This window comes from Peribacillus sp. YIM B13472 (genome assembly GCF_042788005.1).
Lineage (GTDB): Bacteria > Bacillota > Bacilli > Bacillales > DSM-1321 > Peribacillus > Peribacillus simplex_E.
Genome location: NZ_JBHZPG010000054.1, coordinates 1 through 22,393 on the forward strand (window position 1 = coordinate 1; position 22,393 = coordinate 22,393).

21 protein-coding genes, 2 pseudogenes and 1 riboswitch are annotated in these 22,393 nt (G+C 36.6%); of the genes and pseudogenes, 14 read left to right on the forward strand and 9 right to left on the reverse strand.

What is annotated here, in order from left to right; translation table 11 throughout:
* Window positions 1-113 precede the first annotated feature (113 nt).
* Both ACFX4I_RS25075 and ACFX4I_RS25080 read left to right on the forward strand, forming a co-directional pair.
* Window positions 114-485 (forward strand): ParB N-terminal domain-containing protein, encoded by a 372-nt coding sequence (locus ACFX4I_RS25075; protein WP_309518827.1) that lies wholly within the window; start codon window positions 114-116, stop codon window positions 483-485.
* Window positions 486-509: 24 nt separating this feature from the next.
* Window positions 510-851 (forward strand): hypothetical protein, encoded by a 342-nt coding sequence (locus tag ACFX4I_RS25080; RefSeq protein ID WP_377423834.1) that lies wholly within the window; start codon window positions 510-512, stop codon window positions 849-851.
* Window positions 852-1,156: 305 nt separating this feature from the next.
* Here ACFX4I_RS25080 and ACFX4I_RS25085 read toward each other — a convergent pair.
* Window positions 1,157-1,513: pseudogene (locus ACFX4I_RS25085) on the reverse strand (restriction endonuclease).
* Between the two features lie 125 nt (window positions 1,514-1,638).
* Between ACFX4I_RS25085 and ACFX4I_RS25090 the strand changes: the two are divergent.
* Window positions 1,639-1,836: a hypothetical protein gene (locus tag ACFX4I_RS25090; protein ID WP_230302548.1), complete on the forward strand. Its 198-nt coding sequence runs from the start codon at window positions 1,639-1,641 to the stop codon at window positions 1,834-1,836.
* A gap of 1,017 nt (window positions 1,837-2,853) precedes the next feature.
* Here ACFX4I_RS25090 and ACFX4I_RS25095 read toward each other — a convergent pair.
* Entirely contained in the window at window positions 2,854-3,792 is a 939-nt protein-coding gene (locus ACFX4I_RS25095; protein WP_377423835.1) for a zinc-binding dehydrogenase, read from the reverse strand.
* A 193-nt stretch (window positions 3,793-3,985) separates the two neighbouring features.
* On the opposite strand from ACFX4I_RS25095, the gene ACFX4I_RS25100 reads away from it, so the two are divergent.
* From ACFX4I_RS25100 to ACFX4I_RS25125, 6 genes are all read left to right on the forward strand, one after another.
* The gene (locus tag ACFX4I_RS25100; RefSeq protein WP_230302546.1) at window positions 3,986-4,423 is read left to right on the forward strand and encodes a MarR family winged helix-turn-helix transcriptional regulator; all 438 of its coding nucleotides are present in this window, start codon (window positions 3,986-3,988) and stop codon (window positions 4,421-4,423) included.
* A 50-nt stretch (window positions 4,424-4,473) separates the two neighbouring features.
* Entirely contained in the window at window positions 4,474-5,121 is a 648-nt protein-coding gene (locus ACFX4I_RS25105) for an SDR family oxidoreductase (RefSeq protein ID WP_377423836.1), read from the forward strand.
* Between the two features lie 99 nt (window positions 5,122-5,220).
* Window positions 5,221-5,757 (forward strand): NAD(P)H-dependent oxidoreductase, encoded by a 537-nt coding sequence (locus tag ACFX4I_RS25110; protein WP_377423838.1) that lies wholly within the window; start codon window positions 5,221-5,223, stop codon window positions 5,755-5,757.
* Window positions 5,758-5,910: 153 nt separating this feature from the next.
* A complete protein-coding gene (locus ACFX4I_RS25115) occupies window positions 5,911-6,435 on the forward strand; it encodes an NAD(P)H-dependent oxidoreductase (RefSeq protein WP_283931832.1) in 525 nt (174 codons plus the stop codon).
* 228 nt (window positions 6,436-6,663) lie between these two features.
* A complete protein-coding gene (locus ACFX4I_RS25120; RefSeq protein ID WP_230302542.1) occupies window positions 6,664-7,374 on the forward strand; it encodes an SDR family NAD(P)-dependent oxidoreductase in 711 nt (236 codons plus the stop codon).
* A gap of 25 nt (window positions 7,375-7,399) precedes the next feature.
* Entirely contained in the window at window positions 7,400-7,741 is a 342-nt protein-coding gene (locus tag ACFX4I_RS25125) for a MerR family transcriptional regulator (RefSeq protein WP_377423842.1), read from the forward strand.
* Between the two features lie 544 nt (window positions 7,742-8,285).
* Here the strand turns inward: ACFX4I_RS25125 and ACFX4I_RS25130 are convergent.
* From ACFX4I_RS25130 to ACFX4I_RS25155, 6 genes are all read right to left on the reverse strand, one after another.
* Window positions 8,286-10,610, reverse strand: a complete 2,325-nt coding sequence (locus tag ACFX4I_RS25130) for a histidine kinase (RefSeq protein ID WP_377423845.1) — start codon at window positions 10,608-10,610, stop codon at window positions 8,286-8,288.
* 64 nt (window positions 10,611-10,674) lie between these two features.
* The gene (gene kdpC / locus ACFX4I_RS25135) at window positions 10,675-11,232 is read right to left on the reverse strand and encodes a potassium-transporting ATPase subunit KdpC (RefSeq protein ID WP_377423848.1); all 558 of its coding nucleotides are present in this window, start codon (window positions 11,230-11,232) and stop codon (window positions 10,675-10,677) included.
* Between the two features lie 23 nt (window positions 11,233-11,255).
* The gene (gene kdpB, locus ACFX4I_RS25140) at window positions 11,256-13,295 is read right to left on the reverse strand and encodes a potassium-transporting ATPase subunit KdpB (RefSeq protein WP_377423850.1); all 2,040 of its coding nucleotides are present in this window, start codon (window positions 13,293-13,295) and stop codon (window positions 11,256-11,258) included.
* 22 nt (window positions 13,296-13,317) lie between these two features.
* Window positions 13,318-14,991, reverse strand: a complete 1,674-nt coding sequence (gene kdpA, locus ACFX4I_RS25145) for a potassium-transporting ATPase subunit KdpA (protein WP_377423852.1) — start codon at window positions 14,989-14,991, stop codon at window positions 13,318-13,320.
* Window positions 14,992-15,016: 25 nt separating this feature from the next.
* The gene (locus ACFX4I_RS25150) at window positions 15,017-15,091 is read right to left on the reverse strand and encodes a potassium-transporting ATPase subunit F (RefSeq protein ID WP_081109011.1); all 75 of its coding nucleotides are present in this window, start codon (window positions 15,089-15,091) and stop codon (window positions 15,017-15,019) included.
* A 180-nt stretch (window positions 15,092-15,271) separates the two neighbouring features.
* A complete protein-coding gene (locus ACFX4I_RS25155; RefSeq protein WP_377423854.1) occupies window positions 15,272-15,655 on the reverse strand; it encodes a hypothetical protein in 384 nt (127 codons plus the stop codon).
* Between the two features lie 391 nt (window positions 15,656-16,046).
* Window positions 16,047-16,188: riboswitch (cyclic di-AMP (ydaO/yuaA leader) on the reverse strand.
* Window positions 16,189-16,431: 243 nt separating this feature from the next.
* On the opposite strand from ACFX4I_RS25155, the gene ACFX4I_RS25160 reads away from it, so the two are divergent.
* The 5 genes from ACFX4I_RS25160 to ACFX4I_RS25180 all read left to right on the forward strand — a co-directional run bounded on the left by ACFX4I_RS25160 (window position 16,432) and on the right by ACFX4I_RS25180 (window position 21,883).
* Window positions 16,432-16,806, forward strand: coding sequence for a Na-translocating system protein MpsC family protein (locus ACFX4I_RS25160; protein ID WP_377423857.1), 375 nt, complete (start codon window positions 16,432-16,434; stop codon window positions 16,804-16,806).
* Window positions 16,807-17,310: 504 nt separating this feature from the next.
* Window positions 17,311-17,481: a hypothetical protein gene (locus tag ACFX4I_RS25165; protein ID WP_377423859.1), complete on the forward strand. Its 171-nt coding sequence runs from the start codon at window positions 17,311-17,313 to the stop codon at window positions 17,479-17,481.
* Between the two features lie 888 nt (window positions 17,482-18,369).
* On the forward strand, window positions 18,370-19,527 hold the full coding sequence (locus ACFX4I_RS25170) for a cation:proton antiporter (RefSeq protein ID WP_377423861.1): 1,158 nt from the start codon (window positions 18,370-18,372) through the stop codon (window positions 19,525-19,527).
* Window positions 19,528-19,702: 175 nt separating this feature from the next.
* Window positions 19,703-20,359 (forward strand): potassium channel family protein, encoded by a 657-nt coding sequence (locus ACFX4I_RS25175; protein ID WP_377423863.1) that lies wholly within the window; start codon window positions 19,703-19,705, stop codon window positions 20,357-20,359.
* Between the two features lie 162 nt (window positions 20,360-20,521).
* Window positions 20,522-21,883, forward strand: coding sequence for a TrkH family potassium uptake protein (locus ACFX4I_RS25180; protein WP_283931851.1), 1,362 nt, complete (start codon window positions 20,522-20,524; stop codon window positions 21,881-21,883).
* Between the two features lie 327 nt (window positions 21,884-22,210).
* On the opposite strand, the pseudogene ACFX4I_RS25185 reads toward ACFX4I_RS25180, so the two are convergent.
* Window positions 22,211-22,393, reverse strand: a pseudogene (locus tag ACFX4I_RS25185) (DNA topoisomerase); the annotation flags it as partial.

Genomic DNA, 22,393 nt, shown 5'->3' on the forward strand with positions numbered 1-22,393 from the left:
AAAAAATATCTTCCCCTATCATTATACCTTAATTATCACAATCGGCCAGATATGACTTCGTTTTTACTGAACTGTTCCGGGAAAGCATGAAATGACTGCTTTACTATGGTGATGTGAGGGAATATCAGGCTTATGATAACAACCGTCCAAATATAGGCAGATCAATTTGCAAAAAAAAAGCCTCACTTATGGATGGTCAGCATAGATTAGGGGGAATCGGAGTATATACAATAGAAACAAGCGCGATGTTAAATGTGCCCTTCCTAGCTTTTCACTGTTTAGATGAAGATGAAGAAATTAAATTTTTTGATATCATTAATACAAAAGCTATAGGAATTGGATCTTCATTAAGCAGATATTTGAAAAGAAACAACGACAATCTTAGTTGGATTGCAACCCAACTTATTATTAATCCTGATAGCCCTTTTTACAGCATAGGGACTCTTATTGGTAAGAGAAATAAAGAAAAGCATATCACACTATAAAACATACATAATTTTTTAAAATTATTGACGAGAAAATCTGATTTAGCTGAATTACCCAAAGAAAAAAATTTATATATTTCACTCTATTATTTTAATGAAATAAAAAATATATTTCCTAACCAATGGAGCGAATACAAAAAATATAGATTAACTCATATAGTTTGTTTAAATGCTCTATCTATTGCTGGAAACACTATTATTTTAGAGAACTATAATTTTTCATCTAATCAATTGAACAATACTGAAATTCCAAAGAGTTTAACCAATATTCAAAATATTGATTGGTCAAGTGAGGGAAGTTTTAAATATTTGAAAGGAGTAAGTAGCTCTAATTTCTTAGCAGCAGATTTAGTTACCTCATTATAAAAAATAAATAAAAAAAGGTTGGTTTGATATCTAACAATGAAAACATTTTTTTAAAAACGAAATTTGTATGTTTATAAGGATCTGAGTCAATATTTTCAACACAAAAGGTTATGTCTTAAGCTTATTCCTAATACGAATCATCCATAGTTTGTGGGATTTGATAGCCCAAGCTATTATCATGAACGAACTATGGCTCGCCTGAATGCAGTCCGAGCACTAGTCCGTTACGTGGGAAGTCATAAGGTTATCAGCAAAAGACTCAGGCTATTGCCTTGTAACATTATAAAATTATGACAGTAAAAAATTTAAGAAGCCATTGAGTTTACACCCATATTGTTCCTTTTTCTCACTTTAGCAATCATAAAGGTTAATTCATCGCGATTAATTAATCGGACATTGTTTGCGCCCGCCAGTTTAACTGCAGCTGGTGTAAGATATTGATTTGTAACTACCATTGCGAAATCAGTTTTATAGTAACCCTTCGCAGCAACAGCTTGTTAAACTGCAGAAATACCGATATTACTCCTATAACGTTTAGCCTGAACAGCAATCTTCTTTCCTTTTCGGCGTAAAATCAGGTCTGCACCGAAATCACCAGTAGCCTGTGTGACCATTACATTATATCCTTGAGATTCTAAAAGAGGACCCAGAAATGCAGTCATAGAACGATTTATATTAGAAGAATATAAACCGAGTCATAATGAAACGTTCTTATTAAAAAAGCCCGATGAAATAGAACCTATGAGAATTAGTATTGCTGCAAAAGCGATTAATAAGTTAGATGGTTATGTATAAGAAATTAATACTAAAGGTATTAGTTGTTCAATTAATAGGGAAGCTATCTGGTACTGACGGAAGTAAATTAATTACCGAAAAAAGACTCCAAAGTGCTATTGATGAGTTTGAAAAGAAATTTGGAAAAGATGTTCTAAGGGAACACTTGGAAAATCACAAAATTAATTATGAGAAAAATGATAATGAATAAAGAAGGGTTGTGTATTATATTAAAACTGTAAGTAATTTAAAAATTATAGTCGCCTTAATTATTTCCATTGGACTTGGATTTGTGGTACCTATTATCTTAAACTGGATTTTGAACACATTCGTATTCTGATGAATTACTAAATGGCTTTAATTATCCCTATAAATAATACTTATGAAAAACATGACCAATAATATGGAATTAGAAGTCAATAAAAGCCTACATCCTTAAAATCGGGATGTAGGCTTTTATCGTTCTAATTCACTTACTAATTTCAATTGCAAATTATGCTCTTTTTTATTGAGTGATTCAGCTTTTTCAAGAATCTTCTTCATTTCTGGAAATGGTATTTTTGCATAGGGTTCAGACAGGTTTTCTCATGTCAAAACACCCATATTGAACCTTGTACAAAGGTAAACGTCAAGTAGCCCCAAATACACGATAAAAATTGTGTTTTCGGGACTACTTTTTGTTTGCTTCCCTTTTTATCGGTACCTTCAACCAGTAAAAACTGGCTAACCTTATAATACGAACACACCCGTTAGCCATCCATGCAGCAAGTGCTGCACCACAGAGAATGAAAATGGTTAGGAAGTGTCAATACTGATACTGACCTTAATCCAGTCAACCCTAATCCATAGACTAATTAATTAACGCTCTCCTCTTTTTTTAAACGATTGAGCAGGTTCTTCTTAAGTATTGTCATTTTTCATTTTTAAAGTAACTTATTTTCATGGTAGTTCTATAAAAATGTTACGAACCACCATATAAATGGAATACCCCTCTATAAAAAATAAGCTACCTTAAAGACAGCTCTGATCTTCAGCTAACGCACCCTATAGTTTAAGTACATTTCTTCACAAACTTACCATAACCTTGATAATCTGATTTAAGAAAAAGAACGAAAATACACAAAAGAGAACATATATTCTGTCTTTTACTTCAATGGAAATTGAAAATTGCCTCTACAGAGGTTGATTTCTTGCATATATATGTTTCTTATACAGAATTCTTATTAACTTATTTTATTTTAGCTACAATTTTACCCCTAACATGTCTTTCTGAAAGACGGGATAAGGCATCTGGAACTTCCTCAAGGCTTATTATTTCTTCTAACATAGGAGATATTTTCCTTTCATTCACTAGCTTAAGCACTTCCTCTCCTATTACCCCTAGGTCCTCTTGAGCCTTATGAATACCGGATTGGTGTGCTGCACCGAGGGCAATTTCATGATACGAAACTGATTTTGTAAAAGGTTTTATTTTTGTAAAATCAGGTGCACCTGAAATAAAGACGATGTGACCCAAAAAGGCTAATGCATCTAATGAATCTGTTGCACTTTGTCTGCTTACTGCATCCACCACTACATCTACACCCCGCCCACTCGTAATCTCCATCACTCTTGTGATCACATTTTCTTCATTATAATCAATGACATAATCTGCGCCAAGTGATTTTACATACTCATGGTTATGACTTGAAGCAGTGGAGATTACCTTTTTGCCTGCATGTTTGGCTAATTGAACACCAAAACCTCCTACTCCGCCAGCACCACCGTGTATTAAAATGGTTTCAATTTGTTCCATTGGTAGTTTACGAAATAAGGATTGGTATGCAGTGTACCCAGCAGTCGGCAAAGCAGCTGCATCTTGAAACGTTACTTCATCGGGAATTCGAGAGACAGTATTGGCAGTGGTTACAGTATATTCTGCATAGCCACCTTTCTTAGTAAGGGCTCCATGATAGACTACTCGATCTCGTTTTTTCCACTTAGAGACACCTTCTCCAAGCTCTGCAACTATACCTGCTACGTCTAAACCAAGAATATGAGGATAGGACCAATTTGGATTACCACCAGTAGCTGTTTTATAATCAACAGGATTTAGTCCAACCGCATATACCTCTACTAAAATCTCATCTGGACCTGGTTTTGGTGTTTCAACGTCTTCTACCTTCATTTCTTTCTATTTACCTTTTTCACGTAATAGCAATGCTTTCATTTATCTCACCCTTTTTATGGACTATCAATAAGTTTTGAAACAAAGTTTATATTATAGACTGTTCAAGATGAAAACAAGAAAAATGATTTAGTTGACGTTAACGTTATTTCGTGTTAATTTGTATATGCAACTGAAGAAAAGGATTGATTACATGAATAATGAAGAAGAACAAGTATTAATACATTGTCTTTACTTTACAGCCAGCCGGTTTGCTCGTAACATTACAAAATTAACCGAAAAGACATTTGATTTTGTTGACCTTGCCCCTTCATATCTTTACATGATAATGATTGTGAAGTTCCATCCGGAAATCACACAGAAGGAACTATGTCATAAGTTATCTATTGCACCTTCTACAAGTACGAGGTTTATTGATAAACTAGAAAAATTAAACCTGGTCACCAGAAAAATGGATGGAAAACACACACTGATTTCTTTAACTGAAGAAGGAGAAAAGGTGTACCAGCAGTTTCGGGTTTCTTTAAAAGAATTGTTTAACAGCTATTCCGAAATTTTAGGAAGAGAGTTCAGTAAAGATTTAAGTAAAACTCTTCATGAAGCGAGCAATAAGTTAGAAAGAGAACTGTAATTTTTTTTAACCCTTCATTTGCATATACAAATATACAGGGAGGCTTAATTATGTCAGAAAAGATATTGCTAATTGTCGGTGCTGGACCAGGAATTAGCTTAAATACTGCAAGGAAATTCGGAAAAGAAGGCTTTAAAGTCTCCCTAATTTCACGCAGTATAGAGTCATTACAGAAATATGAAAATGAACTTAAAAATGATGGGATTGCCGCAAAAGGATTTCCAGGTGATGTATCTTCAGTAGGATCTTTAAAAACAGCCATTGATACGGTAATTAAAACATATGGAAAAATTGATGTACTTTTATACAATGTTGCTTCTGGAACTCCAGGTAAACCAACAACATTAAACCTTGATCAATTAGTAGAAGATTTTAAAATTAGTGTAGCCGGGGCTCTTACCAGTGTAAAAGAAGTAATTCCCCATATGGAAAATGGAACAATATTGTTAACTGGCGGAGGATTAGCTCTTCACCCGTTTGCTGACTATGCTTCATTAGCAATTGGGAAAGCAGGTATTCGCAATTTAACATACAGCTTGCACCAAGAATTGAGTCCTAAAGGAATTTATGTTGGAACATTAACGATAAAGGGGTTTGTACAAGAAGGGACCTACTTCTCAGCTGAAAATATTGCGAATGCGTTTTATAGCATGTACGAAAATCAAACTGAAACAGAAATTATATTTGAAGAAAAGTAAAATTTTTTACTATTACATTTGTATGTACAAGTGTAATAGTATTCTCCGTAAGAAACAATAAGTGAAACCAAATCAAAACTAGACAAAGGAGCATTCCAAATGAAAACTCTTGTAATTATCGCCCACCCTAATTTGGAACAATCTCTAATTAACCACACTTGGATGCTGGATTTGAAAAAGCACGAAGAAATTACGATTCATACTCTTTATCAAGCGTATCCAGACGGGAAAATAAACGTAGCACACGAACAAAGCCTATTAGAATCACATGACCGTATTATTCTTCAATTTCCATTCTACTGGTACAGTACGCCTTCTTTGTTAAAACAATGGCAGGATGAAGTGCTCTCTTACGGCTGGGCATATGGCGAAGGCGGAGACAAGCTTCACTGTAAAGAACTTGGTCTTGCGATTTCAACCTTTGGACCAATAGATTCTTATCAGCCTACTGGCTACAATCATTTTACCATGGAGACCTTAACAACTCCTTTACAGCAAACAAGCAATCTTATTGGCACGAAGTTTTTACCCTTATTTGTGTTGAATGGTGTTATGCATGTTTCAGATCAAGAACTTGATGAAAATGCTAAAGCATATGTCGATTACGTTCTTCATCCATCAAGGATAGCAGCATAATTTACCCCACGCGGGAAAGTAACGCTTAGATTGCGATAGTGCCAACTAGTGGACGATAATCTCTAAGTTGAAATGAATAAAGGTATTTCTTCATTTATAATACTTTTATCGTTTTTTATATTTGCGTGTACAAACAATTGAAAGGTGATAAAAATGAAAACATTAATTATTGTAGCACATCCAAACTTGGAACAATCGAAGGTAAATAGAACATGGATGAACCGTCTTCAACAAGAAGAAAATGTTATGGTCCACAATCTATATTCTCATTATCCAACATTTGAGATTGATGTAAAAAAAGAACAGCAGCTTCTGTTGGAGCATGATCGTATTGTTTTCCAATTCCCATTCTACTGGTACAGTTCCCCGGCTTTGTTAAAACAATGGCAGGATTTGGTTCTCACCTACGGTTGGGCATATGGAACGGAAGGAACTAAATTGCGTGGAAAAGAGCTTATGTTATCCATCTCAACAGGTGGACCTGAAGCATCCTATCAAGCAGGTGGATACAATCACTTCAGTATGAGTGAATTAACGAAACCATTCCAAGCAACAGCTAACTTGACAGGTATGAGGTTCTTGCCCACTTTTACAAAGCAGGGAGTACGCTTCTTTACAGACGAACAAGTTCAGGAAAGTGCTGAAGAGTTAGTACGTCACCTGAAACTTAAGTATTAGAAGCAAGGAAGCCATATTTTAGAGTCTTTTGTAGCTCATAACAAAGGGTCCTAAAGTAGAAGAACAATATCGAAAAACCAGCAATTTTGATTGCTGAAATTGCTACCATAAAGTCAATGTCAAAACACGTTTTTCATAAAAAATATAAAAAAACCTTGACCTCAACTTAGGTTGAGGTTGTATCTTTTTGTTTATATCTAAATTATATAAATATTGGAGGAATAAAGTATGACAAAATTCGCTTTTGTAACAGGTGCTAATAAAGGTATTGGGTATGAAATTGTCAGTCAATTGGCAGAAAAAAATTATAACGTATTTTTAGGAGCTCGCAATGAAGAACTTGGAAAAAAAGCTGTACAATCTTTAGGCTATTCTAATATTTCATATGTACAAGTTGATATTTCAGACACACAATCAATTCAAAATTCAAAAAATAAAATCCTTGAAATTACGGATCACTTAGATTTGTTAATTAATAACGCCGGGATTGCACTTGATTTCGGTATTTTGCCTAGTGAATTAAAAATAGAAACGCTGCGTAAAGAATTTAATGTTAACTTCTTTGGAACATTTCAGATGATCCAAACATTTTTACCACTAGTAAAAAACACTCAGGGGGGGAAAATTGTAAATGTCACTACCGATATGGCTTCGCAAACGATGTTTGATAATGGGCAAGCTGGACAACTTAATTTATTAGGCTATAATTCATCAAAAACTGCTGCAAATTCCTTAACATTAGCCTTTGGTAAAGAATTTGGGACTAACGGTCCTGAAATTTTAGGTGTTACACCTGGTTTTACCACTACTGACCTAAATGGAAATGCTCCAGGGGGCAAAACAACTTCGGAAGGTGCACAAATAATTGTTAAATACGCATTGAGCGAAAAGAATTATAATGGTAAAATTCTTGATAAAAATGGGATTATTCCATGGTAATCACCCTTGGTAAGATACTATGAACATGAACTACACTATTGGTCAAGTTGCAAAAATGAATCATTTATCCATTTCTCAAATACGTTACTATGATAATCAAGGACTGTTCCCTTTTCTCAAAAGAACTGAAAAAGGTGATCGAGTTTTTGACGATGCTGCTCTTAAATTTCTGGATATTATCTTATGTTTAAAAAATACCGGAATGCCAATCAAGGACATTAAACAATTTGTTGATTGGTCAATGAATGGGAATGATACTATTCCTCAACGACTCAAAATGATGAAACAACAAGAAATTAATGTTATACAACAAATTCGTGATACTGAAGAAAATTTAAGAAAAATTCAACAAAAATTTCAAGATTAGAACAAAACTAATTCAATAAAGATCAACGTAAACCAGTTGGTCTTTTTTGCTTATATCATGTAAAAGCCTCTTACTACTAAGTAATAATAGAAGAAGGCAGTTATACCTCTATGGGTCTTAATTAATATACCTGAACAAGAGTGAATATGGAGTGCCACAAACACCTCCTCTGTTCAACTAAACTGCCCGATAGTTCCATAATACGATGATTGACATTGACAGTGAAGTAAATGGCGATATCATTCCTGGTTTAGAGGGAAAAATCAAACAAATCGCAGGAATCGTTACATTCAATACAAAAGGTTATGTCTAAGCTTATTCCCAATACGCATAATTTGTTGATTTGATAGCCCAAGCTACTGTGAAATTATCATGAACGAACTATGGCTCGCCTGAATGCAGTCCGAGCACTAGTCCGTTACGTGGGAAGTCATAAGGTTATCAGCAAAAGACTCAGGCTATTGCCTTGTAACATTCTGAAATTTGACAGTAAAAAAAATTAAGAAGCCATTATTTTTCTGGCCCAGATATATCGACCTTCTCCTCAATCAGCTACCACTAGTACATCTAAATACCTCGTCTCGCGAAGAAGACGTTCAACTATGGAACCTTCTATTATTTCTTGCCACCTCGACCTAGCTGAATGTCCTATAATTACTTGTGTTGCTTTTTTATGTTTTAATTGTCCCGTTATTTCTTTTACTACTAAACGCCGATGTGTAGCATAATATATTTCAAATATACCTCCTAATCGTTCCGTTAGAACCATGACTCTTTTCAATATGACTTCCTCTTCATTAGACAAGTTTTGATGGTCTTTTACATAAACAACAAACCATTGGGCCTTCAAACGATACGCTATTCGAAATCCCCTTCGTATTAAACGTTCTGAATCTTGACGTAAATTTACACAAACAAAAATGACTTCCTCTTTTCGCCAAGGTCCTCTTACGCCATTTTTCCGTTCAAATGATTCCAACCGATCATCCACATCGTCTGCTAACTCACGTAATGCAAGCTCCCTGAGCGCAATTAGGTTTCCAGTTTTAAAGAAATTACTTAACGACTGCTCTACTTTATCCATTGTATAAATGTTACCTTCTCGCATACGTTGTCTTAATGTCTTAGGCGAAATATCTATTAATTCCACCTCGTCTGCTAAATGTAGAATCCGGTCCGGTACAGTTTCCCTTACTCGGACTCCAGAAATTTGTTCGACACTGTCATTTAAACTCTCTAAATGTTGAATATTCATAGTGGAAATAACAGAAATTCCTGCACTTAGTATCTCTTCTACATCCTCATACCGTTTAGCATTTTTACTACCCGGAATGTTCGTATGAGCTAACTCATCCACTAGTACTACTTCAGGATTACGCAGAATGATAGTATCAAGGTCCATTTCTTCCAAGGTTACATTTTTGTATTGCACTTTTTTTCTAAGGATCATGTCTAAACACCCTATCTGATCCCCCGTATCCTTACGCCCGTGTGTTTCTAGTAAGCCAATGACTACGTCGATTCCATTTTTCTTTAATTGATTGGCTTCCCTTAACATGGTATATGTTTTTCCTACTCCTGGAGCAGCACCAATATATACTTTTAAGGTACCTCTTTTAACTTTTTGTATCTTCTCTTTTATTTCTGTTGAAGATAGCCTGCGATAGGGATTTTCTTTTTTCCTCTTTGTTTGAATAGCAGGTATAATCCGTTCTCCTTCCACTTCTGCTCGGTCTGCAACAACAAATACATCAATATTCTTTGTTATACGTAAAATCCGATTGACGATGGATCCATGAATAATCTCTTCCCAACGAGTTCTTTTAGACTGACCAAGTATAATTCGAGTGACATTATGCAATAAAGCATAGGCTACAATTTCCTCAGCAATGTTTTCCTTACTGATAGATATTTCTTCAAACTCACCATCTAATTTTTTAATTAATTTCCCCATTGATCGTTTAAATGTGGCTTCTACTTTGGAAAGAGATTTTTCATTAGGGATAAAACAAGTAACTAATAAATCACTACCTAAACGCTTGGCAATTTGGTCTCCTCTTCGGATTAAAATGGAACCATTCCAATGATATTGAGCACATACTAAGATTCGCTCTGAAGCACCAGAGGGACCAGTTAACCCTTTACGCTCCCGGTATTCGTATAAATCATCCTCTACCTCCCCTGCCAGGAAGCGAAGGGACAATTCCCTCAGTACAGCTAAGTTATGTCTTTTAAAAAGGTGGGCATGTCCTTTTACTTGCTCATGTTTTTCATCTAACTCTCCTTCTTGTAGACGTTTTAGGATAGCTTCGGGGGTTACGTCCAATAATTTCACTTCATCAGCGTGAGAAAGCGTATCCTCTGGCACAGTATTACTTACATGAATTGGGAGCCCCGTGAGTTGTTCTGCTACTTCTTTAACACCTGCAAGCTCATAAATATTTATGGTTGTAATGACACTGATTTTATTGTCAATTAACTCCTGTACATCTTCTAGTCTTGTAGCATTTTTGGCGGAAGGTCTGTTTTTATGAGCAAGCAGGTCTACCAACACAACTTCAGGGTTTCTTGCGAATATTTCATCCAAGTCTAAATCATGCCTAGTCTCTCCTTTAACTTCCCATTCGATAGCTGGAATGATTTCAAGACCTCCCACTTGTTCCAAGGTTTTCGGACGATTAGATGCGCTAATAATACCGACAACGACATCAATACCTCGCTTTTTCAAATCATTTCCTTCAAGAAGCATGTGATAGGTTTTGCCTGAACCACTGACTGCGCCAAGAATAATTTTCAGCCGGCCCTTTTTTATTTTTGATATGGAATTTAATATCTCATCTGGGGTTTTTCTTCGGAATTGTTCTAACATAATACTGACCTCCTAAATCCAGTTCAAGGTTACAAGGAGAGTGAAAAACTCTCCTTTTCAAAAGTTATTTTAGTTGGTCTAATGCTATGTTTAATTTTAATACATTCACTCGGGGGTCTCCAAATACTCCTAATGACCGTCCTTCAGTATATTTATCAACAAGATTATATATACTTTTTTCAGATACACCTCGCTCTTTAGCAATGCGAGATACCTGAATTTTCGCCCCTTGGGGTGAAATATTTGGATCAAGGCCCGAACCAGAGTTTGTCAGTAAATCAGCAGGTATCTCCTCTTGTTTGACAGTGGGATTTTCAATTAAAAATGTTGCCAAATCTTTTTTTGTTCGCTCGATCATGTCCTCATTGGATGGGGCATAATTGGGTGTACCTGAGCCTGCCGCATCATATTCTATAGAAGAAACACGACCATAAAAGTAACCCGGGTCCTTAAAAGATTGACCAATTAGTTCAGAACCTATGATTTTTCCTGATTCGTTTTTTATTAAACTGCCATCTGCTTTAGAAGGCATAATGACTTGAGCAACACCTGTCATTAGCAATGGATAGGCAATTCCACACATAACAAGTAGTACCAGAACTAAGCGTATATTTTTCAACATGGATTCTCACCCTTACTTTTATTTTAAGCTAAATGAAACATGACTAGGATTACATCGATAAGTTTGATTCCTATGAAAGGAACTATCACACCACCTAATCCGTATATGAACAAATTCTTGGTTAATAATCTTGAAGCACTCATAGGAACGTATTTCACACCCTTCATAGCCAATGGTATGAGAAGGGGGATAATAACAGCATTAAAAATTAAAGCTGATAAAATAGCACTTTGTGGTGAAGCCAGATTCATAATATTTAGAGCCTTCATCTGCGGAATGGCCAACATAAACATAGCTGGAATGATAGCAAAGTATTTAGCCACATCATTCGCAATACTGAATGTTGTCAAGGCTCCCCGTGTCATGAGTAACTGTTTCCCGATTGCCACTACCTCGATAATTTTTGTAGGGTCAGAATCCAAATCCACCATATTCGCTGCTTCCTTCGCTGCGATGGTTCCTGTATTCATCGCCAATCCAACATCAGCCTGGGCCAATGCAGGGGCATCATTCGTTCCATCTCCCGTCATGGCCACAAGTTTGCCTTGTGCTTGTTCCTGTTTAATGACAGAAATTTTATCTTCAGGCTTGGCTTCGGCAATAAAATCATCTACTCCGGCTTCTTTTGCAATGGTATTAGCTGTCAATGGGTTATCACCGGTACACATAACGGTTTTAATTCCCATTTTCCGCAATTCATCAAAGCGTTCCTTCATGCCTGGTTTTACTGTATCCTTCAAGTGAATGACACCCAGCACACGGTTTCCTTCTGCAACAACAAGTGGAGTACCGCCTGCAATTGCGACTTCATTAGTAATGCTCTCTAAATCCCCAGGAACTTTTCCACCTTGCTGCTGTATATATTGTCTTATTGAATCAGCAGCACCTTTTCTGATTTTTCTACCATCAGAAAAGTCTGTACCACTCATCCGGGTTTCAGCCGTGAACTCAGTTCCTACTGTACCGGTTTTATCTAATTCTTTATCAGATAGTCCGGCTTTTTTAGCAAGTTCGATGACAGATCGGCCTTCAGGCGTTTCATCGTGTAATGATGAATGAACGGCCACTCTATTTAACTCAGTTTGGCTTATCCCCTTAACCGGTAAAAAAGCTGAAGCCATACGGTTCCCATGGGTAATGGTTCCTGTTTTATCAAGGATGATGGTATTAATGTCACCACTTGCTTCGACAGCTTTTCCCGACATGGCAATGACGTTAAATTGAGTAACCCTATCCATACCCGCTATCCCAATGGCAGACAATAGACCCCCAATGGTTGTTGGGATCAAACAGACCAGTAACGCTACTAAGGTCGCGATGGGTAATGTGACTTTAATATAAGAGGCAATTGGTACTAGTGTAGTGCAAACAAGCAAAAAGATAAGGGTCAAACTAACAAGCAGGGTACTCAGTGCAATTTCGTTAGGTGTTTTTTGTCTTTTAGCCCCTTCTACGAGGTTAATCATTCGATCAAGGAAGGATTCACCTGGGTCTGAAGTGACGATAATTTTGATGAAGTCACTGTTGACTTTCGTTCCTCCAGTTACAGAACAGAAGTCCCCACCTGATTCTTTGATTACAGGTGCTGATTCGCCGGTGATTGCGGACTCATCTACAGCCGCTACTCCTTCAATTACATCACCATCGGTAGGAATTAAATCATTGGTTTCCACCAAGACAATATCGCCTTTGCGCAGTTCTGTGGCATCGACTATCTTTATAGAACCATCCTTTTGGAATAACTTTGCCTTAGTATCCTGTTTCGTCTTTTTCAGACTATCGGCTTGCGCTTTACCCCGCCCCTCTGCTAATGCTTCCGCAAAGTTAGCAAAGAGTATTGTAACCAGCAATATTACGCTCACGGCAATGTTATAACCTCTATCCGATGTTCCTCCAAAGAAGTTTGGGAATATGGATAGTAAAAGAGTGATAATAAATCCTATTTCAACTACAAACATGACAGGATTACGAACCATTATTCTTGGATCTAACTTTTTAAAGGCATCTTTTATGGCTTGCCCGACAATTTCCTTATTGAGAGTCCTTTTACGCGTTGTACTCATTGAGAATACTCCTTTTCTACATTTATCTAATTGTGAGCCATTCTGCTACTGGTCCGAGTGCAATGACTGGGAAGAATGTCAAAGCCCCAATAACTATTACCGTTGCCAAGAGAATGACCAGGAAAGTGCTATTATCTGTCTTAAACGTTCCAATCGTCTCTGGAACTCGTTTCTTTGTAAGTAAAGAACCTGCTACAGCGATTAGTGCAATCATAGAAAAGTAACGGCCAAACAGCATAACTAAGCCGGTGGATATATTCCAAAATGGAGTGTTATCCCCTAAACCTTCAAATCCGGAACCATTATTAGCTGCCGAAGAGGTAAACTCATAAACAACTTGCGAAATTCCATGAAAACCCGGATTAGAAATAGCTGAAGTGCCCATTTGTGTAGCTAAAGCAATAGCTGACGGAACTAAGATGATTAATGGATGTAGAAGAATGGTAATGGCTATTAGTTTCATTTCCCTGCCTGCAATTTTCTTCCCTAAAAACTCCGGCGTTCGTCCAACCATCAACCCGGCAATGAATACTGCCATTATTGCGTACATAAGGATGTTAACCGTCCCCACTCCATCACCGCCAAACACACAGTTCAACATCATTTCTGCCAATGGCACTAATCCGCCAAGTGGAGTAAGCGTATCATGCATATTATTAACTGTACCTGTAGTAGCTGCTGTCGTAACGGCTGTAAAAAGGGCACTCTGTGCAATTCCAAACCGCACCTCCTTGCCTTCCATACTTCCATTCTCTTGAGAAATCCCTATTCTCTCCAATGATGGATTTCCATTTTGTTCGCTGAAATACGTAACACCTAAGAACACAAGGAACATTAATCCCATTGCTGAAAAAAGAATCCAACCTAGTTTCTTGTTTTTTGCCATATACCCAAACGTTAAGGGAAGAGCAGCAGGTATCAGAAACATGGATAAAATCTCTATTATATTGGTGAAACCATTAGGATTCTCAAAGGGATGGGCCGAGTTGACACCAAAAAATCCACCGCCATTTGTCCCTAAATGTTTAATAGACTCTAACGCAGCCACTGGCCCACGTGCAATATTCTGCTTCGCACCTTCCAATGTAGTTGCAATGGCCGTAGGATCAAGGGTTTGCGGAACCCCTTGAGATACTAGGACAAGACCGATTAAGATAGATAACGGCAGTAGTACCCGGGTGATGGAACGAATTAAATCCACATAAAAATTTCCCATACTGCGCTGCCCGGTCAGGCCTCTGAAAAAAGCCATACATAACGAAAGACCGGTAGCCGGTGTCGTGAACATCAAAAATATGATGACGACCATTTGCGATAAATAAGAAAGTCCCGATTCCCCGCTGTAGTGCTGTAAATTGGTATTGGTGAGGAAGCTTACAGCAGTATTGAATGCCAATAATGGATCCATGTTGTCTATCTTACTAGGATTACCTGGTAAAACTACTTGAAAGCGAAGTATCATGTACGAAATAATAAACATGACTAAATTACTCAATAGTAGTGCCTTTACATATTGCTTCCAGTTCATATCACCGGTATTAATACCAGATAATTTATAAATGCCCCTTTCTAACCATCCAAACATCCGATCTTGTTTTGTTGTTTCAAGGGAATAAACATTAGCTAAATATTTCGCCAGTGGTATTGCCAGAATAATGACGAGTGCCAATACCAGACCGATTTGTAAAAAATCCATTTGCATTTCCTCCGTTTTGTAGCTATTAATATTTTTCCGGGTAAATTAAAGCATGAATTAAATACAACGAAAGTGCTCCAACAATAAATAATAAAAACATCGTTTCTACTCTCCTTTTTCTTCTATAACTTTGTTACAAAAATGGATAAATCCAAAAAATGATAAGAATGAAAAAGCTGTAAGTGAAACTGATATAAGATCCATTGACGTCTCTCCTTCCAAACTATAAAAATTTCAAACAATTAAAATGTACTCACCCCCTATGAGTTTCTTAAAGAAACTAGGTTCCACTTGTTAGCAGCCAGTTATAGCTGTAACATTCTGGTTTACTGAAGATGACAAAATCAGCTCCCATTTTTTTATATAGACTAGAATATTGTTGATCATGAGTGACAACAAACAACCTCAAAGATTTGAACTCTGAAAATAATCTCACAAGATTAATTCCATCAAACAGAGAATTAGGGAATAGATAAACACAGTTATCCTGCTCTGAGTTTTGAACCATTATTCCATCACATTCCTTCAGGTTCCTTGTAGGCTTAAACCATTCTTCATCATAGTCTACAGATTCTACGTTACTTGTATCCGTGTGGGTGGCCCCTATACTTTCCTTTACAAATTTGAATAATTTTCCTTTTCCAACAAGCAGTACTTTCCCCATACAATTTCACCCCATTTGTACTTTCTCTTATTTATTTTCAATCTGCATTCTTTCTGGGGAAGAGAAGCCTGCCAGTTGAAAACATAAAAAATAGACCAATGCTTACTCTTTCCCCATGTATGCAGCCATGCAGTAGCTATCCATATCCCCAGCGTTAATTAATACATTCACGCATCGGTTATTGGATGAATTGCAAAGCAAACATATAAAATTGGAGAAAAAGTACTCATTGGTCTACTTATCACCCAGCAAGCTTTACAGCGCTCTGTGCGATCTGTCTTCCAAGAAACCTTTTCATTTATAGGCATAATAAAAAGACCTACGGAAATGACAGGTTGCTATTTTGCTACAAACATAACAAAAAAAGCCTCCTGAATTAAGGTGGTCTTATGACCTCCTTCGCTTTAGCCGACGAAGTTAGCTGACGGGTAGGATGGCGAAAGAGTATCTCATCCCTTCTGCAAATGCAGAATTAACCCCAAAAATAGTGGGTCCTCCGTTCTCAATTTCTTGAGATTTGGCCGATATCAAATTGTTATTTATGTGGATTATTCTACGCTCATCATTAAATGTTTGTAAACCTCATAAAATCACGATATTAATTCAAAATCGACCATATACAGTCATTTTAGGCCAAATTAGTCAGAAAAAACTAACTTTGCTTAATAATTCTAGTGATTACAAATTTTTTATAGGTTTATAAACTTACATTGACAATAACTAAGGTTGGGTATTATGATAAATCCCATAAATTCCCGAGATAAAATGGAGGCATTATGTTAAATCCAAAAAAGAAACTTGAAGCAGAAATAAGTGCAGCATTTATTAAGTTCCAGCGTGATCTGATAGGCAGAGGACCACAGGAAGCAAAAACATATATAATTAATGACATGTTGATTACTCGTTTTAAAGGTGTCCTGACTGTGGAAGAAAAGCATCTTGTCAGTCACAATTCCGGCAAAAAACTTGTAAAAAAAATGCGCTCGCTTCTTCGTGAAATGTACACCAAGGATTACGAAAAAATAGTTGAAGATCAAACTGGATGTAAAGTTCTTTCCTCCCATAGTGATATTAGCACTAAAACAGGTGAAAGAATTGAAGTTTTTATACTGGATAAAGACTTAGATAGGTACTTAGAAACCATCAAATAATACTGTTTAAATTACATGAATTATCATTTTTTTGTAAAATTTATATATATTTTAGATTAATAGATTGTATACAAATTTTTCATTACATTGGGTTTTACTTAAACTAAACACCCCGTTAGCCACACATGCATCGCAAAATCGGTGCTGCACCACAGCGAATAACAATGTGGTTTCAAAGTACATAATATTTAATAGCTGGCGAAGAAGGTCTTTGAACTATGGTGCCTTTCCGCCCATACGTTAGTCTGACTCCGACACCCACGGTGTACCGACTGGCGCGCTTTATAGGGGTAGCACTCATGAGAGATTAATCCTTATTGCATTTAATCTAAGAAGAAGGAAGATCGATTAATTTTGTTTTAACTAATTCTATAATGACCACTCAAAGGCTGCCTTTTTTTATTATCTTTTTACTGGGTCTTTATTTGCTTTACTTTAGATTTTGAGTATTTTTAATTTTCATGGGAGTTGCATAAGGACATTTTTAGGTTTTGGCTGGAATGTATGACTTGTTTAATGATCGCATTTAAAAGGCCGCCAATTGGCGGCCTTCTTATGGCGCTAACGCACCCGTTAGCCATCCATGAAGCGCAAAAAATCAGCGTTTCACCACAGAGAATGAAAATTGGTCTCTATGTCGATAATGTTTTAATCGCTGGCGAAGAAGGTCTTTGAACTATGGTGCCTTTCCGCCCATACGTTAGTCTGACTCCGACGACCACGGTGTACCACCGACTGTCGCATCCTCCATGGGTAGCACTCATGGGAGATTAATCCTTTTTTGGTCGTCGCGCTAGCCTCTACTTAATTTGCTATGATTGGAGGTTTTTGTTTAACGATTTACCAAACTCAATCAGATCACTCATAAGGCTCAGCATTTTTTTAAAAAAGTATTTTTCTGGGTCTATTTTTGTACGCTCTTTTTTGGGTTAAGACTATTTTAATTTTCATGGGAGTTCAATAAGAAAGTTCTATTTGGAACTTTTTGGTCTATCCCATAACAATCTTTTCTTTGCCAATCATCCTGCATTCCTGTGGTATGTCATAGGTACTCTCATATATGTTGAGTTTTGATAACGCTATAAAAAAATGTTCATACTATAGAAAACAACGAATACCGAGGTGGGTTTTATGCTTGATTCATGGATTTATCAGCATCTCATCAATACTTCCTCTGGTATTGGTAGGTGTAGTCATAATAATATTTGCTATCCTTTATAAAAAAAGAACCTAAAAGAAAATGTCCCTAAAAAATAGTTTTTTAAAAGTACTGTCTAAAAGAAATGCATTTATTCCGGTTAGGACGTTCGAAAAGCAAATGTGAGTTCGTGAAAGTGCACAAACTGTTTTTGTACTTAAACTAACTCCGAGCACTTTATTTTTTATGTCCCTTATTAACATTTATCTAAACTTGATTTGTATAAAACATACTACAAGAAGTAGGTTTTTTTATATGAATCCTGAGTAATGTAAATAAAGGGTATGTTATACGGCCGTTATTGGGTGTAATATGCCATCATATGAAGGGAGAATAAGTATCTGATTACATACTGGATCATTTTATTGGCTATCGCGGTAGGGATTGTTTTTATCGCAGAAAAAATGAAACAACCGTATCCTACATTTCTTGTTATTGTTGGATTGATAATAGGAATCCTACCTATTCCCGGCTTGTCTGAGGTCAAGAGTTATGCTGCAACTGATACTGTATTCCAAACTACAGTCATTTTTATCTTTTTATCCGCTCTATTAGGAGATGCATCGCTTAAACTTCCGATTGATGAACTAAACCGGAATAAGAAGCCTATCCTATTATTATCATTTGTTGGAACATTCTTAACGTTTTTAATCGTTTCTTTTCTAATGTACTTTCTACTGAACCTTTCTCTACAACAAGCACTAATCTTCGGAGCATTGATGGCAGCCACCGATCCTGTTTCTGTCCTTAGTATTTTCAAAGCTATGGGCTTGAATAAACGGTTAACCATTATCGTTGAAGGAGAAAGTTTAGCGAATGACGGAGTAGCCGTTGTATTATTTAAAATTGCACTTGTGACCACTGTTTTAAGTCTAACAGGCACTTTTGAGGCTTTTATTGAGTTCATACAAGTAGTTATTGGAGGTATCCTTATCGGTGGAGTATGCGGATTTATTGCTTCCCGTATTACATCCAAAATCGACAATTATTTGGTGGAAATCGGACTTTCCATGGTTCTCTTTTACGGTGCTTTTGATCTTGGGGAACATTTTCATGTTTCAGGTGTGATCGCAGTCGTGACAGCTGGTTTAATCCTAGGGACATATGGGAAAAATATCGGGATGTCTGACCTGACACATGAAAAAATGGATTCCTTTTGGGAAATTGTTGCCTTCCTTTCGAATGCACTCATTTTCTTATTGGTAGGGTTAGAAGTCAGTAGTATTAATTTTTTAGATAAAGGATGGTTGATTATTGGGAGTATTCTAATCGTACTCTCGGCTCGATTTGTTGCCGTGTATTTCAGTCTAGCTTTTGATAAAAACATTCCCACTTCCTGGAAGCATGTAATTGCCTGGGGAGGATTAAAAGGGTCTCTTTCTATTGCTCTTATATTAAGTGTTACACCGGAGTTTGAAGGGCGAGAGCTGCTATTAGCGATGACGTTCAGTAATGTTGTATTTTCTCTATTAGTTCAGGGAACGACACTTAAAAAAGTAGTCGCTATAGTCGGCGTGAGATAAGAATTTTCCCCTATTCGTCGCGAACTCATTATTTTCAAGATGTTTGAGGGAGATTAGGACTTTTAACAGTTACATTCAGGTGCATTTGGAATTACTATGAGGTATTAACCGGATGCTAACCTTCATCCGAAAGAAAATATATTATTGATAATCAAATGTAGGGAGTGAGATAGAGATGATAAGAAAACAATATACAGTTGTTGGTTTAGGAAGATTTGGTACTAGTGTAGCTCGAAGATTATATGAGGCTGGACATGAGGTTTTAGGAATTGATGTTAATGAAGAACGAGTAGAAGATGCCAAATTATACGTGACTCATGCAGTCGTGGCGGATACCACGGAAGAGCAAACACTTACAGCAATCGGAATTCGCAATTTTGATTGTGTAATCGTAGCAATTGGGAGTGATATGCAGTCCAGTATTTTAACCGTTTTGCTTCTTAAGGAGCTGGGTGTAAAAAAAGTAATCGCGAAAGCTCTAGGTAAGCAACATGGACAAGTTTTAGACAAAGTAGGGGCCGATTGGATTATCTATCCTGAAAGAGATATGGGAGAACGTGTTGCAAATCAGCTTTTATCACCCAATATGTTAAACTACATTGAACTGTCAAAAGAACACAATATAGAGGAAATATTAATCCCTCCAAGAATGGCTGAAAAAAGTCTGCGGGAACTTGATATTCGTGCTAAATATAATATCAGTGCCATTGCCATCGTAAGAGAAGGAGATATTATCATATCCCCATCTCCAGATCAGATTATTCATAAAGAAGATTTATTAGTGGTTATTGGGGACAGAGAGAATCTAGCCAGATTTTCAAATATAGAATAAAAGTTGACCTGCTGAAACACATTAATATATTGTCTAAGGGCAAAAAGGGTTATATTTTCTTTCCATTTTGATCTTTATTTAACCTATCTCTTTATTTCAAGGTCAAGTGCAAAGGTATAAAGATAGGTCGGACGATATAATTCCTTAGAAAAAGGAGATACTATGCTACTTAATAAAAAACACCGTAGGTTTAACATTATTAAACTTCACCCCGCACACATTCTGTTGTTTGGTTTTTCAGGGTTAATATTTATTGGAACGTGTTTATTAATGATACCTGCGGCTACTAAAGACAGGCATCATCTGAGTTTTATTGACGCCCTTTTTGAAGCTACTTCTGCTGTCTGTGTAACGGGATTAGCAGTTGTGGATACTGGTACCACGTTTACACTGTTTGGACAGATCGTTTTGCTTATTCTTATTCAATTGGGTGGCTGGGGATTTATGACCAGTAGCATACTGATGTTTATTATCTTAGGGAAAAGGATTGGCTTGAAACAAAGGTTATTGCTTCAAGAGTCTTTGAACACGTTTACCGTACAAGGGGTAATCAAACTAGTTCAACGAATTATTATTATTACTTTAATTGTTGAAACTATAGGTGCTGTTGCTCTCGCCATTCGCTGGTCACAGGAAATGAGTTGGGGAAAATCAGTTTATTATGGAATATTTCATTCTATCTCGGCTTTTAACAACGCAGGATTTGGCTTAGAACCTGATAGCTTAAGTAAGTGGGTAGGAGACCCAACTATAAATCTTGCTATTACTTTGTTGTTTATGCTTGGGGGAATCGGATTTTTTGTAATCACTGATATATATGGACAGAAAAAATTAAAAATAAAAAGGTTATCTCTTCACACCAAAATTACGTTATTATTTACCTTACTGATAAATGTGGTAAGTACCTTTATCATTTTTGGCTTAGAATTCAATAATTCTGCTACCTTAGGAACGTTGGATATAGTGGATAAATGGTGGGCTGCTTACTTTCAAGGTGTTGTCCCCCGTACGGCTGGCTTCAATACAGTCGATATAAGCCAACTTACATTAAGTTCTCAAGTATATATGATGGGATTAATGTTTATAGGGGCAGCTTCAGGATCAACAGGGGGCGGAATAAAAGTAACGACATTTGCTTTGTTACTTTTTGCTCTATGGTCAGTCATAACCAATAAGGAAGATATAAGTGTTTTTGAACGAAGAATTCCAAAATCTCAGGTTTTTAGAGCTTTATCAATTGCTGTTTCTGGGGTAATATTTATTTTTATGATCTTCTTTTTACTCACAATAACAGAAAAAGGGGCTGACATGTCCAAGATATTATTTGAAACGGTCTCTGCTTTTGGTACAGTTGGATTAAGTGCTGGATTTACTGGGGAACTGAGCCCTATCGGTCGTATTTTGATTACCATTATGATGTTGGTGGGTAGGATTGGACCTCTGACAATGGCGTTTGCAATTGCTATTCATTCAAATGATAAATCAAAAATTCGTTATGCAGAAGAAAAGATCTTAATTGGATAATTGTTAAGTCAAAAGAGCATATAATTATGCTCTCTTTTTTTGTGACTTCTTTCACTACACTGCCCCTTAGCTCTATAAGAAAAATAGCTGCCAAAGCAACTCCCTTATTGAAGTAAAGCACCTGTACTTTTACGAACGATAGTAAGTAATTAAAGTCATAAAATTTTTGAGGGTTCTATTTCATCCATTACTGTCATAAAGTTTACGAAAAAAAGTCTACACCTCTTTTCTACAAACTAAATGCACCCAATAAAACACGGGTGAAATTCGTACAAGCTATACATATCAGTGTAATTTTAAATACGCCCAAATATTTTACGGATACAATTGCACCCTTCCAGCTGAAAACACATCCGAAACGCCCCTTTGTTTCAATAAAATACTATACGCTCTCGACGCATTCATTCCCACAACCCAGTCCGCGCAAGCTCTTGTATACGCTTCATAATAGAGCGGCCTGGTTTTTTCCTCGCTCTTCAGATTTTGGAATCCCTCATAAATCGCTTTTGG

Bases quoted from the DNA above. Each gene is read 5' to 3' on its own strand.
- ACFX4I_RS25090 (WP_230302548.1), top strand. From the start codon at position 1,639: ATGTATAAGAAATTAATACTAAAGGTATTAGTTGTTCAATTAATAGGG.
- ACFX4I_RS25095 (WP_377423835.1), bottom strand. From the start codon at position 3,792: ATGAAGGTAGAAGACGTTGAAACACCAAAACCAGGTCCAGATGAGATT.
- ACFX4I_RS25100 (WP_230302546.1), top strand. From the start codon at position 3,986: ATGAATAATGAAGAAGAACAAGTATTAATACATTGTCTTTACTTTACA.
- ACFX4I_RS25105 (WP_377423836.1), top strand. From the start codon at position 4,474: ATGTCAGAAAAGATATTGCTAATTGTCGGTGCTGGACCAGGAATTAGC.
- ACFX4I_RS25110 (WP_377423838.1), top strand. From the start codon at position 5,221: ATGAAAACTCTTGTAATTATCGCCCACCCTAATTTGGAACAATCTCTA.
- ACFX4I_RS25115 (WP_283931832.1), top strand. From the start codon at position 5,911: ATGAAAACATTAATTATTGTAGCACATCCAAACTTGGAACAATCGAAG.
- ACFX4I_RS25120 (WP_230302542.1), top strand. From the start codon at position 6,664: ATGACAAAATTCGCTTTTGTAACAGGTGCTAATAAAGGTATTGGGTAT.
- ACFX4I_RS25125 (WP_377423842.1), top strand. From the start codon at position 7,400: ATGAACTACACTATTGGTCAAGTTGCAAAAATGAATCATTTATCCATT.
- ACFX4I_RS25130 (WP_377423845.1), bottom strand. From the start codon at position 10,610: ATGTTAGAACAATTCCGAAGAAAAACCCCAGATGAGATATTAAATTCC.
- kdpC (WP_377423848.1), bottom strand. From the start codon at position 11,232: ATGTTGAAAAATATACGCTTAGTTCTGGTACTACTTGTTATGTGTGGA.
- kdpB (WP_377423850.1), bottom strand. From the start codon at position 13,295: ATGAGTACAACGCGTAAAAGGACTCTCAATAAGGAAATTGTCGGGCAA.
- kdpA (WP_377423852.1), bottom strand. From the start codon at position 14,991: ATGGATTTTTTACAAATCGGTCTGGTATTGGCACTCGTCATTATTCTG.
- ACFX4I_RS25155 (WP_377423854.1), bottom strand. From the start codon at position 15,655: ATGGGGAAAGTACTGCTTGTTGGAAAAGGAAAATTATTCAAATTTGTA.
- ACFX4I_RS25160 (WP_377423857.1), top strand. From the start codon at position 16,432: ATGTTAAATCCAAAAAAGAAACTTGAAGCAGAAATAAGTGCAGCATTT.
- ACFX4I_RS25165 (WP_377423859.1), top strand. From the start codon at position 17,311: ATGACTTGTTTAATGATCGCATTTAAAAGGCCGCCAATTGGCGGCCTT.
- ACFX4I_RS25175 (WP_377423863.1), top strand. From the start codon at position 19,703: ATGATAAGAAAACAATATACAGTTGTTGGTTTAGGAAGATTTGGTACT.
- ACFX4I_RS25180 (WP_283931851.1), top strand. From the start codon at position 20,522: ATGCTACTTAATAAAAAACACCGTAGGTTTAACATTATTAAACTTCAC.